At 55.4% G+C, this 12,201-nt stretch carries 7 protein-coding genes and 3 pseudogenes; 4 read left to right on the top strand and 6 right to left on the bottom strand.

Translation table 11 applies throughout. The annotated features are described in order from the left end of the window. The first annotated feature begins 60 nt into the window (after window positions 1–60). Entirely contained in the window at window positions 61–1,662 is a 1,602-nt protein-coding gene (rtcR, locus tag PDR5_RS10380) for an RNA repair transcriptional activator RtcR (protein WP_064595083.1), read from the top strand. Window positions 1,663–2,001: 339 nt separating this feature from the next. Then, window positions 2,002–2,259, top strand: a complete 258-nt coding sequence (locus PDR5_RS10375) for a hypothetical protein (protein ID WP_064595081.1) — start codon at window positions 2,002–2,004, stop codon at window positions 2,257–2,259. Between the two features lie 14 nt (window positions 2,260–2,273). Here PDR5_RS10375 and PDR5_RS10370 read toward each other — a convergent pair whose 3' ends face one another. Further along, window positions 2,274–2,543 (bottom strand): hypothetical protein, encoded by a 270-nt coding sequence (locus PDR5_RS10370; RefSeq protein ID WP_064595080.1) that lies wholly within the window; start codon window positions 2,541–2,543, stop codon window positions 2,274–2,276. 58 nt (window positions 2,544–2,601) lie between these two features. Between PDR5_RS10370 and PDR5_RS10365 the strand changes: the two genes are divergently transcribed. Beyond that, a complete protein-coding gene (locus PDR5_RS10365) occupies window positions 2,602–5,841 on the top strand; it encodes a DEAD/DEAH box helicase (protein ID WP_064595078.1) in 3,240 nt (1,079 codons plus the stop codon). 464 nt (window positions 5,842–6,305) lie between these two features. Continuing rightward, window positions 6,306–7,796 (top strand): tyrosine-type recombinase/integrase, encoded by a 1,491-nt coding sequence (locus PDR5_RS10360; protein ID WP_064595076.1) that lies wholly within the window; start codon window positions 6,306–6,308, stop codon window positions 7,794–7,796. On the opposite strand, the pseudogene PDR5_RS29220 reads toward PDR5_RS10360, so the two are convergent. From PDR5_RS29220 to PDR5_RS10345, 5 genes and pseudogenes are all read right to left on the bottom strand, one after another. Beyond that, window positions 7,780–7,929: pseudogene (locus PDR5_RS29220) on the bottom strand (transposase); the annotation flags it as partial. The gene PDR5_RS10360 and the pseudogene PDR5_RS29220 sit on opposite strands and share 17 nt — an antisense overlap. A 247-nt stretch (window positions 7,930–8,176) precedes the next feature. After that, window positions 8,177–8,695: pseudogene (locus PDR5_RS30450) on the bottom strand (methyl-accepting chemotaxis protein); the annotation flags it as partial. Between the two features lie 339 nt (window positions 8,696–9,034). Continuing rightward, window positions 9,035–9,235: pseudogene (locus PDR5_RS30445) on the bottom strand (HAMP domain-containing protein); the annotation flags it as partial. A 1,199-nt stretch (window positions 9,236–10,434) separates the two neighbouring features. Further along, window positions 10,435–11,871 (bottom strand): NAD(P)(+) transhydrogenase (Re/Si-specific) subunit beta, encoded by a 1,437-nt coding sequence (locus PDR5_RS10350; protein WP_064595072.1) that lies wholly within the window; start codon window positions 11,869–11,871, stop codon window positions 10,435–10,437. Then, window positions 11,871–12,194, bottom strand: coding sequence for an NAD(P) transhydrogenase subunit alpha (locus tag PDR5_RS10345; protein ID WP_003187010.1), 324 nt, complete (start codon window positions 12,192–12,194; stop codon window positions 11,871–11,873). The genes PDR5_RS10350 and PDR5_RS10345 overlap by 1 nt, the downstream gene beginning before the upstream one ends. Between the last annotated feature and the right edge of the window lie 7 nt (window positions 12,195–12,201).

Raw genomic sequence — 12,201 nt, 5'->3', positions numbered from 1 at the left:
GACAGATAACGCCCTCGAAGACTATCATTGTCTATCGTCATTTATCTTTCAGGATAATCCATGTCCAGCAAGCGCACCGTCGCCATCGGTTTCATCGGCGCCACCCTCGATCGCGTAGGCAAAGGCGCCAATCGCTGGAACCATTGGCGACCTAGCGTGAGCCTGTGTCAGCAACCGGACGTATTGATCCATCGCCTGGAACTGATACACGGCACAGATGCACGGGACGCGAGCCTGGCCGAACGCATTCGCGAGGACATCCGTCAGGTGTCGCCGGGCACGGAAGTGCGCCTGCACCCGATGGCGTTGCGCAACCCCTGGGATTTCGAGGAGGTCTACGCCGCACTTCACGACTTCACCTCCGAGTACACCTTCGATACCGAGCGTGAGGACTATCTGGTGCACATCACCACGGGGACCCACGTCGCGCAGATCTGCTGGTTCTTGCTGACCGAGGCGCGCTACCTGCCCGCGCGCCTGATCCAGACCTCCCCCGCCCGCCGCCAGAGCGAAGAAGAACCAGCCACCGGCACCCACGCCCTGATCGACCTGGATCTGTCGCGCTACGACCGGATTGCCTCACGCTTCACTCACAAACGTCTGGAAGGCCTGGAATTTCTCAAGTCCGGCATCGCCACCCGCAACACCGCGTTCAACCGTTCCATCGAGCAGATCGAACGCGTGGCCGTCCGCTCCAAAGCGCCGATGCTGCTGATCGGCCCGACCGGCGCCGGCAAGTCCTTTCTCGCCCGACGTATCTACGAGCTCAAACGCAGTCGCCATCAAATGCAGGGGCGTTTCGTTGAAGTGAACTGCGCTACCCTGCGTGGCGATGGGGCAATGTCCGCGCTGTTCGGCCACGTCAAAGGCGCCTTTACCGGCGCGCAAAACGCCCGCGATGGTCTGCTGCGAGCGGCTGACGGCGGCATGTTGTTTCTCGACGAGATCGGCGAACTGGGGGCAGATGAACAAGCGATGCTGCTCAAGGCCATCGAAGAGAAGCGCTTCTTCCCGCTGGGCTCGGACAAGGAAGTCGACAGCGACTTCCTGATCATCGCCGGCACCCACCGCGACCTGCGCAGTCGCGTCGCCGAAGGTCTGTTCAGGGAAGATCTCTACGCACGGATCAACCTCTGGACGTTCGACCTGCCGGGCCTGGCGGGTCGCCGCGAAGACATCGAACCCAACATCGATTTCGAGCTTGAACGCCACGCGCGCGAACACGGCCAACTGGTGCGCTTCAACCTTGAAGCTCGACGGCGCTACTTGAGTTTCGCCAGCTCACGGGAAGCTGCGTGGCTGGGCAATTTCCGCGAGCTTTCGGCCTCGATCACGCGCATGGCGACGCTTGCCGACAGCGGGCGAATCGATGAAGCGCAGGTCGAGGAGGAAATTGATCGGCTGCGGTATGCGTGGGGCCTGGCGCAACCGGCCGGGATGACGAATGATCTGCCGGGCGATGCGCAGACGCTGGACCTGTTCGATCGGCTGCAATTGAAGGCGGTGCTCGAGGTTTGCAGACAGGCAGACAGCTTGTCGGATGCCGGCAGGCGACTGTTCGGTGTGTCGCGACAGGCCAAGGCGCAGCCCAACGATGCGGACCGATTGAGGAAGTACCTCGGACGGTTCGGCATTGACTGGAGCCAGTTGCGAGAGCAGTGAAGCGCGGCCGCAATCAACTACGCCGTTGAGATAAACTGCGCCACACCGCAATACAAACATCGAGCGAAGGACAGACACGGATGAGCTTACTGGAATTTTTCTCAGACCTGCTATCACTGTGCAGCTTCGAGACGTCCGGTCAAAAGCCTCGCAGAGTCTTCACCCGCGGATTTGTCGTAACGTGCGTCTTTGTGGCGATCATCGAGCTGTTCTTGCTGAACCACATCTATAGCGGGCGTCCGTGAACGAATAGCTATGAGTTCCCGCCCGTCAGTTGACCGGCACTTTACCCCGCGTCAGAACTTCCAACGTCTATCCACCTGACGCGGAAGCCCGACGATGAACAGAACCATTGCAGCCCTCATGCTTGGAAGTCTTTTATCTGCCACCGCACCGCTGTCGATGGCGGGAAGCACCGTTCCGCCTACGGGTATTCCCGGGGTCAATCAGGGAGGCACCGAATCCAAGGAAGACAAGGCCGACAAAAAGGGTGAAGAAGCGTCGGGGTCGAACTCCGGTGCAGAGTCCCATGAGACAGATAAGGATGCGCAAACATCCAGCGGCTCAAAGGATAGGATGGAAGAAAAGAAGCCCTGAACGATTTAGCCGACTCAGCGGTTTTCGCAGGCGTAAAAAAGCCGATCTCTTCGATCGGCTTTTTCGTATGACGCTTCTCCCGCCTTTTTCGCCAGTAAAAGCCAAGCAAGCAGGTATCGGCGCTTCCGATAAAGGCCTGTGGAGAAAGTCATGCTTTTGCTGGCCAAGTCAAGCGATGACCGCATTGGGAGGATCAATATTAAACTAATGCGGCTGGCCTGCACTTGAACGATGCCAAACCGAGTCAAGACAACCGCGCCCGGCGCCAGGAAGCGAAGCAACATGCCTGATATCCTTCCCTGTCAGGAATCCAAGCCCCCGCGCTTTTCAAGGACGTAGTAAATGAATTCGCAAAATATCGTGCGTTACTGGCATGCCGTCGAACTGCTGCAACCTCAGGCAGTCCCAAAGCTGAAGAAGCGCGACAGCGACTACCAGCCGTTTTTCCAAGACATACCCACCTCGGCCCAAATCCTGCCGTGGATGCCAGCCAATCCTCTGAGCCAGCAGCGCCTGCCGAACAAACGCTTATGGAGTCACACGCTCTACGCACACCTCTACAACAACCTGAATGTTTCTCGTCAGCTAGAGACTCTTTACGGCGCCGACCAAGGCTACAAGGAGCCACAACAAAGGCTCGCCGCCTTGTATGCGCTCAAGTTCAACGATCAAGGCATAATGCTGGTCGATAGCTTGGTGCTATCCAGCGAGGCATGGTTCGTCGGCTGTGCCATCAACAAGAAAGACTGGACACGCGGCTTCGAAGAGACCCAGGACTCCCTCCGCGAAGAGGCTAAAAGCCTGCTCAGTGGCGTGGTCAACGCCGCAGACCTGTCGCACCTGACAAACCATATTCGTCAGACTTTGGGACTCGACGAGTTTTTCGCAGACGAGCCGCGCAAACATCGCTTCCGCTCAGCACCGATCGACCCGAACAAACCCGAACAAGAAGACGATCCACTCAACAGCTTCCTGCTAAGCGATTTGGCCGACACGGCTGATGCCCTGACCCGTGGTGAAACCAGCGAGCCGTTGGCCCGCTACCTGAGTCATCACGACACCACCCAGCGCCTGCACCTCGACAAGCCCGAAGCAGATATGGCTCTGATTGATCGCCTCGCCCCCTCGCGTTATGCGACCGGCTGCTGGCCTGCCGAAAGGCATCTGGGGTTGGTGCACTCCCAACAATTGGCAGTCAACAGTCTGCTCCAAAACCTCAGCAACAATACCGGCATAATGGGCGTCAACGGTCCGCCAGGTACCGGGAAGACCACCCTACTCCGCGACCTAATCGCGGCGGTGGTGACACAACGAGCCGACGTATTGGCCTCGTTGAGCAGGGCCTCGGACGCCTTCATCCAGGATGGTCGCGAATCCGCCAACGATGGCGGACGCGAGCGCTTTGCCTATCAACTCAACCCTCGCCTGTTCGGCTTCGAGATGGTGGTAGCCTCCTCCAACAATGGTGCCGTGGAGAACGTAACTCTCGAGCTGCCCCAGCAGGATAAGGTTGACCCATCCTGGCTGCCCGATGCCGAATACTTCAGCGAACTGGGCGAACTCACCAGCGGCAAACCAGCTTGGGCAATGATCTCCGCGGCATTGGGCAGCAAAACCAAACGCACCCAGTTCGTCGATCGCTTCTTCTATGGCAAGCGTCCACCCAAACCGAAGAAGACCGAGGACGAATCCACACTCTCCCAACCAGATGCCCTCGACTACGACACCTTGGACGAGGATCTCCCCAACGGCAATCCAACGCCCGACGCGTCCGTAGCGGACAACGCGGAAGACAAGCCAGCTCCCAAGGGCATGCGCGAATGGTTGTCCGAGCAAGTCCCACAAATGAAGTTGCTCTCGTCCGCCGAAAAAACCAATTTCTGGCGCGCCGCCGTAAAGCAATATCAGGACGCCAAGAACGCCGAACAAGCGATACACGCTCAAGTCAGCGACATTCTGGAACGGATTCAGGCGGTGATCAGCGCCAAAGCCCGAGTACATCAAAAGGAAAAGGAGCGCCAAGTCCGCCTGACCCAGCGCAGCAGTCTCGATGACGAACAAGCTACGCTGGAAATGCTGCTGCTCACGCCCGCTCGCGAGCAACTGCAACGCGAACTCCAGGCTTTTGAAGCACACCTTGCAAAAAAGCCGGGTTTTCTCGCCAACCTATTGAGCCTCTGGGGTACTCATCGCACGTGGGCAACTCGGCAACGAGTGCTTGATAGCACTCGCACCTTGGCCAAGGACGCCTTCGACAGTGCCCAACGCCAAGTGCAGCGACTAGTTGGCCGGCTCACTGAACTCAATCAACAATTGGCCAAGGACGAACAGGAGATCAATGAAGCCGTGCTCCACGCCGCCCTGCAGATCGACAAGGCTCGCAGCATTGCCCAGGCTGGCAAGGCCAAGCACCTGCAGGTCTGGCTCGAACAAGGTCAGATCGGCAGAGGCAGCGAGATCGAGCTGCTCGAACCATGGTTAGTCGAAGGCTGGCGTCAGGCACGGGCGAAGGTATTCATCGAAGCGCTCAAGTTACACCGCGTCTTCTTCCAGATCGAAGCCTCGCGCTTACGCGCCAACCTGGACTTCATCACCAGCACGCTCACCGGCAGTCGTTATCGGGGGGTATCCAAGGCCGTGACACGTTCAGCATGGGCCTCGCTATTCATGGTAGTGCCGGTGCTCAGCAGTACCTTCGCCTCGTTCGCCCGCTCCTTCGGTAGCCTTGGCTGCGGAGAGATTGGCTGGCTGCTGGTGGACGAAGCCGGTCAGGCTACACCCCAGGCTGCAGTGGGTGCCCTATGGCGTGCACGCCGGGCTGTACTGGTCGGTGATCCGCTGCAATTGGAGCCGATCGTCACCGTATCTGATGCCGTGCTCGAACACATGCGTACCCGCTATCAAGTCGACACACACTGGCTACCCAATCGCCAATCAGCCCAAACCTTGGCCGACCAGGCCACCACTTGGGGTCGCATGGCGGGTCCCAAGGACAAGAAACACTGGGTCGGCCTGCCGCTGGTGGTGCATCGTCGCTGTGACAAACCGATGTTCGACCTGGCTAATCGCATTGCCTATGACGGAGCCATGGTCTATGGCACCATCGCGCCCTCACCCGCCAAAGAAACTCCTGCCCGCCTACTCACCGGCTGGGTACACGCGAGTGGCCGCTCCTCTGGCAATTGGGTCGACAATGAAGGCAAGGCGCTCGAACGCCTGCTGGCCTTGCTTGATAGCTACGGTGTTCCGCTTGATAGCATCGCAGTAATCACGCCCTTTCAGGACGTGCGCAACCAGCTCAAGGATCGATTAGATGCCAAGATCGTGCGCGGTACGATTCACACCATGCAAGGTAAGGAGGCTGCAGTGATCATCCTAGTCCTGGGTGGGAGCAGTGAAAACGGCGGCGCTCGCGAATGGGCAGTTTCCAAGCCTAACCTGCTCAACGTCGCCGCCACCCGGGCCAAGCGCCGTTTGTATGTGATTGGCGATCGCAATGACTGGAAGCAGCGGAAACTCTTCTGCGACGTTATTGAGCTGCTACCCGCTCATTCCCAGATGACCGCCGACAGCCATGCATGACAAAACGGACGCCTTACCGGCTTGAAACATGGACGAACTCTGACCTTAGTGCCCGCTGAAGATTCCACCCAAAGCCAGTCGTTTTTTAAGGGTAAAAACGACCAAACATAAAAAAGGGTCGCGAGTTAAAGTCTCGCAACCCTTTGAATTATATGTTGAGAAGAAAAACGGGATGCCCCCCCCCGCAAAAGTCCCTACGCATGAAAAAGCCCAACTCGTTAAAGTTGGGCTAAGTCATTGAATTATATGGTCGGGACGGAGTGATTCGAACACTCGACCCCTAGCACCCCATGCAGTTGTGCAACAATCATCTTTGGTCTACCTTGATCTCCTATAGAATCCTAAAGCTCAATAAAATAGGGACTTTCAGCGGCTAAACCTTCTAATGACCTCTATCCTGATCTACCCTTAGCTGACGAATCAGTGGGAGTAAATGTGGGAGTAAACCTATCAGGAGGTTGATTATGGCCAAGCTCACTGCCAAGGAACTGGAAGCACTGACTAAACAACATGCCGGAATAGTCATACGCGACGAAGGTAGCCTCGCGGGCAGAGTATCACTCCGCAAAAAAGGCATCGCCATCCCCTTTTACTTCCAGTTCCGCTGGGAAGGGATTTACACACGCTTCTCGTGCGGCACTTGGCCAAACAAGTCGTTAACCGAAATCCGCAAGGAGCGCAACGAAGCACGAGACCTTGTAGCCAAAGGGATCAATCCTAATGAGCACAAGCGTGCAGAAAAGGTGAGACTAAAAGCGGAGCTGGCGGCAAAACTCGCAGAAGTCGATCAACAGAAATCAATGGAATTGACGCTGCTAGACCTGGCAGATGAGTGGCTTCGCGATGGTGTGGCACGAAAGGACGGTAATGCAGAGCTCCGGAGAAAGTTCGCGAAAGATCTTTACCCTGCCGCGGGCTCAAAAGTCATCAGTACAATCACTGAACATGACCTGCGAGCTCTAGTGCGCTCTGTCATGGCTCGCGGCGCTACCCGTCAGGCAATCAGCCTTTTTTCGGATATCGTCCAGATGTTTGGATGGGCCCAGAAACGCCAGCCATGGCGAGCACTGCTAATCGACGGAAATCCAGCAGACTTGGTCGAAATCGACAAGCTTGTACCCAGTGAGTATCAGGAAGAACGTACCCGGATCCTCTCCTCCTCCGAACTTCAAGAATTACGCCAACGCTTTCAGAAAATGACGGCCGAGTACGCAACGCTACCTGCCGGAGAGAAGTACCATGGAATTCGTCCCCTGAAACCAGAGTCTCAACTTGCGCTTTGGATCTGTTTGGGAACATTGTGCCGAATCGGTGAACTACTTCAGGCCGAATGGAAAAATGTCGATCTGGAGAACCATACCTGGTTCATCCCGAGCGGGAACGTCAAAGGCAGCCGACGCAAAAAACAAGATCATCATGTGTTCCTCTCACCCTTTGCCCTGCACTTCTTTCAGGAACTGAAAATTTTGACTGGACATAGCCAATGGTGCTTTCCGAACAAGCAGAAGGATGGGCATGTGGATGTGAAAGTGGTGAGTAAGCAAGTCGGCGACCGCCAGGCCCGATTCAAAAACCGCAAACCCCTTTCACGACGTCGCAATGACGATACGCTGGTGCTTGCCGACGGCCAGAACGGTGACTGGACGCCTCACGACTTGCGCCGCACAGGCGCGACTATGATGCAGGCCCTAGGTGTCAGCCTAGACGTTATAGATCGCTGCCAAAACCACGTACTGGCTGGCTCACGGGTGAGGCGGCACTACCTGCATCATGATTATGCCGAAGAGAAAAAACACGCTTGGAACTTGTTAAGTGATCGACTCAGCGAACTGTTGTCCTCGCCCTACGAACATCCGCCTACCGAGCCACCGCGTGCGCAAACAAGAGTATCTGACATACGCGGAACATATCTATCAGATATTGCGAAGCCAAGGCCCGAGCATCAAGTTGGTTGACGCTGCGACGCAGCACAGACTCGACAACCCCGAGTGAACGGCAGGCTTCGATATGGCTATAGCCTTGATCGAGCACAAAGCCTGCGGATTCACGTTTGAATTCAGCGGAAAAGGTACGGCGTTGTTTGGTCATCAGCCACCTCTATCTGGCGAGCATTCTCGCCTAAATGTGGGTCCGGTTTCATTAGACCACTACAATCTGAGGTCGAGAACACCTGTGATGAAGCACCGTCAGAGGCTATAGCGTTCACGATCCAGACCCCGTGCCTAATTACCAACCCTAACCTCAAATTCGAGTGCAAAAAAACCTATGCTGATGACAACTGGAAAGTGGCATCAAACCCGCAAAGTCCAAACTTTGGTCACCGAGGCAATGCGAATTAGATTTTGAATTGGGAGACCAGCCTACATTGCTCAGCCGATAGAGCATTAAGGGTTGATCCTGACTCCAACGCTTTCTTGGCCGCTGTGGCGACTTGATCCGTAATTTGTCCCATTCCTGTTATTGTGAAATTGATTTCTTCAGCCACCTGGCTTTGCTGTTCTGCAGCAGCAGCAATCTGATTATTCATCTCATTGATGATGTTTACGGAAGCCGTGATACCCAAGAAAGTATGCGCGGCCATCTGCGCTTGCTGTAAACATGATTGAGTATGGGTATGACTTTCAAGCATTGATTGGGTCACCGACTGACTGCCCCCCTGCAAACGCTCGATGATTAGTCTAACTTCTTCAGTCGCAAGCTGGGTTTTCTGCGCCAAGCTTCTAACTTCATCAGCCACAACAGCGAAACCCCGACCATGATCTCCGGCTCGAGCGGCTTCAATAGCAGCATTGAGTGCGAGCAAATTGGTTTGTTCAGCGATGGCACGGATCGCAGTTACAACAGCTCCTATATCGTTGCTGCTTTCTTCGAGTACTTTCACCGTTTTGACAGAGTTCTCCATGCGAATAGCGAGCGCGTGAATAGCGGCGACGGCGTCCTCCATCGCAACTTTCCCGTCAATTACCGCTTGTTCCGCACGCCCTGTTGCTTTTGCAGCATTCATGGCATTTGCTGCGACATCCTGCGAGGATGTAGTCATCTCGTTAATTGCTGTTGCAATCTGCTCAACGTCACTCTGCTGGCTCTGCATCCCTTTATGGGTTTGCGCCGCCATAGCGGCGCCGTCGGACGTTGAGTCAGCAATCATTTTGGTTGAGTCTACTACCTTAATAATTAACGTCTGTAACTGCTCTAAAAATACATTAAACTCTTGAGCAATAAGCCCTAACTCGTCCGCCCGCGAACTACTCAGTCGCTGAGTTAAATCCCCCTCCCCTTTAGCGATATTTTTTATCATCGCCAGCATATTATGAAGTGGACGAACGATTCCTCGCGCCACGAATCCGACAATCAGAATTCCAAAGCCACTCACCAGCAAACCAACTAATCCCATTGAGCGTGCTTCGGAAATGTAGTGTTGTTCCAAGAGATTTTTCAGATCGCTAACGCTCTTGAAAACTACACTTTCTGGAAGTCGCACCAATAGTGTCCACTTCGTAGCTGTATTGGCAACGGCAAAACGAATTGCCAGCTGAATCATACCTCGCTGATCAAGACTATAACTCTCATCTGAAGTGCTTAGCGTTGAAAATGAGCTAACCAATTCTGCTCCGAACGTTTCGCTAGCAGATTTCCCTACTTTACTAGCGTCCCCAGTGTACGCTACGAAACGGCCGTTGCCGGAAACCAGGGCCATGTCACCCACCCCTCCATACAACTCACGATTTGCTTTTTCGAGGATTTTTTGGACGAACTCCAAATCTAGCGATGCACCAGCAATACCTTTGAATTTATCCTTTACGAGAATCGGAGCGGTAAACGCAGTCAACTGTACCGATTTCCCGTTAATAGTATAAATTACAGGATCGGTTGCACAGGCAGAGCGACTTTCCTTTGGACACAAATAAAACTCGCCCTCTCTTACACCCGTAGGTAGCAGCGCCTCACTTTCCATAGCATATAGCTTTGATAGAGTGTATTTACCGCCTTCAGCGCGAAACCACAAAGGCAAGAAGCGCTCTTGCTCGCTCAAACCGCTATTAGCACTTTCTTTAAAAATACCTTCTGGTTCCCAGGCTATGTAGGTAGTCACTAGTTGTGGGTTTTGAACGAGCGCATCAAGAGCAAGATCACTGAGCAATTTCCCTTCTGCCTCACGATCACCATCAGACTTGGATGCAGCCAAAACATTGGCTCTTGCAAGATTTTTTGCGACCGCAATTGGCTGATCCAACTGCCTCTGAATTTCGCTAACCTGATACTTTGAAAGGCCTACCAAGTGCTCTTTAACCTCCCCCCCCAAAACCTCTCGGGTTTTATCACCGATCCAGTTCTGGGTTTTCTCTCCAGAGATCAGCGCATATAGCACTAATACCGCCACTACGGAGAGAATGGCAGCCCCTGCGTAAAACATAATGCTCAACTGAAGAGATTTTATTTTCATTATTTTCTCACTCTTGCTTACGAATCTAAAGGCGCTATTATTTTTTCCACAATTACTAGAGCACATGACCTGAACATTAATTTTTTCTGACGCCGCGCGCTTCTTCAGTGCGCAGGCGTTAGGATGATGGCCATCCTTGGCCATTAGTTTCAATCGACTGCCTTAACCATATCTTCGATGACCTTCTTGGCGTCACCGAACACCATCATGGTTTTGTCGAGATAGAACAGCTCGTTGTCCAGGCCCGCATAGCCGCTGGCCATCGAGCGCTTGTTGACGATGATGGTCTTGGCCTTGAACGCTTCGAGGATCGGCATGCCGGCAATCGGCGACTTCGGATCGTTCTTCGCCGCCGGGTTGACCACGTCGTTGGCGCCCAACACCAGCACCACGTCGGCCTGGCCGAACTCGGAGTTGATGTCTTCCATCTCGAACACCTGGTCGTAGGGCACTTCGGCCTCGGCCAGCAATACGTTCATGTGCCCGGGCATGCGACCGGCCACCGGATGGATCGCGTATTTAACGGTCACGCCGTGGTGGGTCAGCTTCTCGGTCAGCTCTTTGAGCGCATGCTGCGCCCGTGCCACCGCCAGGCCGTAGCCCGGCACGATGATCACGGTGTCGGCGTTGGTCAGCAGGAAGGTTGCGTCTTCAGCCGAGCCGGATTTAACCGGACGGGCTTCTTTGGAGCCTGCGGGGCCAGCAGCGTCTGCGGTATTGCCGAAGCCACCGAGCAGCACGTTGAAGAACGAACGGTTCATCGCCTTGCACATGATGTACGAAAGGATCGCACCGCTCGAACCCACCAGCGAACCGGCAATGATCAGCATCGAGTTGTTCAGCGAGAAGCCGATACCCGCTGCGGCCCAACCGGAATAACTGTTGAGCATCGAGACCACCACCGGCATGTCCGCGCCGCCGATCGGGATGATGATCAGCACGCCCAACACAAAGGCCAGGGCCAGCATCAGGGCGAACGCGCCGAGGTTGCCGGTGAACATGAAGGCCAGGCCCAGGCCCAGTGTGGCAAGGCCCAGGATCAGGTTGAGCTTGTGCTGGCCGCCAAACTGTACCGGTGCGCCCTGGAACAGGCGGAACTTGTACTTGCCCGACAGCTTGCCGAACGCGATCACCGAACCGGAGAAGGTGATTGCACCAATGGCGGCGCCGAGGAACAGCTCCAGGCGGTTGCCCACCGGAATCGCATCGCCCAATTGCTTGACGATGCCCAAGGATTGCGGCTCGACGACCGCCGCGATGGCAATGAACACCGCCGCCAGGCCGATCATGCTGTGCATGAACGCCACCAGCTCCGGCATCTTGGTCATTTCGACGCGTTTGGCCATGATCGAGCCGGCGGTGCCGCCGATCAGCAGGCCGACGATGACGTAGCCGATGCCGGCAGTCGCCAGCTCAGCACCGAGCTTATAAATGAGGCCCACGGTGGTGAGCACCGCCAGCGCCATGCCGAGCATGCCGAACAGGTTGCCACGGCGAGAGGTGGTGGGGTGCGACAGGCCTTTGAGGGCCTGGATGAAGCAGATCGACGCGATCAGGTAGAGCGTCGTTACCAGGTTCATGCTCATTACTTGGGCGCCTCTTCTTTTACGGCTTTCGGGGCTTTTTTCTTGAACATCTCAAGCATGCGGCGCGTCACCAGGAAGCCACCGAACACGTTCACCGCGGCCAGAGCCACAGCGAGGGTGCCCATGGTCTTGCCCAGCGGTGTCACGGTCAGCGCGGCGGCGAGCATGGCGCCGACGATCACGATCGCCGAAATGGCGTTGGTCACCGCCATCAACGGCGTGTGCAGTGCGGGTGTAACGTTCCAGACCACGTGGTAGCCGACATAAATCGCCAGCACGAAGATGATCAGGTTGTAGATACCGGGGGAGATAAGCTCTTCCATTGTCTGA

Origin of the sequence: Pseudomonas sp. DR 5-09, assembly GCF_001655595.1 — a bacterium.
GTDB classification, from domain to species: domain Bacteria; phylum Pseudomonadota; class Gammaproteobacteria; order Pseudomonadales; family Pseudomonadaceae; genus Aquipseudomonas; species Aquipseudomonas pharyngis.
The sequence above is the reverse complement of the archived record's forward strand: the minus strand, read 5'-3'. Positions and strand labels throughout refer to the sequence as shown.

What these genes read in the sequence shown, in the direction of transcription:
- rtcR (WP_064595083.1), top strand. Translation starts at nt 61, where the DNA reads ATGTCCAGCAAGCGCACCGTCGCCATCGGTTTCATCGGCGCCACCCTC.
- PDR5_RS10375 (WP_064595081.1), top strand. Translation starts at nt 2,002, where the DNA reads ATGAACAGAACCATTGCAGCCCTCATGCTTGGAAGTCTTTTATCTGCC.
- PDR5_RS10370 (WP_064595080.1), bottom strand. Translation starts at nt 2,543, where the DNA reads ATGTTGCTTCGCTTCCTGGCGCCGGGCGCGGTTGTCTTGACTCGGTTT.
- PDR5_RS10365 (WP_064595078.1), top strand. Translation starts at nt 2,602, where the DNA reads ATGAATTCGCAAAATATCGTGCGTTACTGGCATGCCGTCGAACTGCTG.
- PDR5_RS10360 (WP_064595076.1), top strand. Translation starts at nt 6,306, where the DNA reads ATGGCCAAGCTCACTGCCAAGGAACTGGAAGCACTGACTAAACAACAT.
- PDR5_RS10350 (WP_064595072.1), bottom strand. Translation starts at nt 11,871, where the DNA reads ATGAGCATGAACCTGGTAACGACGCTCTACCTGATCGCGTCGATCTGC.
- PDR5_RS10345 (WP_003187010.1), bottom strand. Translation starts at nt 12,194, where the DNA reads ATGGAAGAGCTTATCTCCCCCGGTATCTACAACCTGATCATCTTCGTG.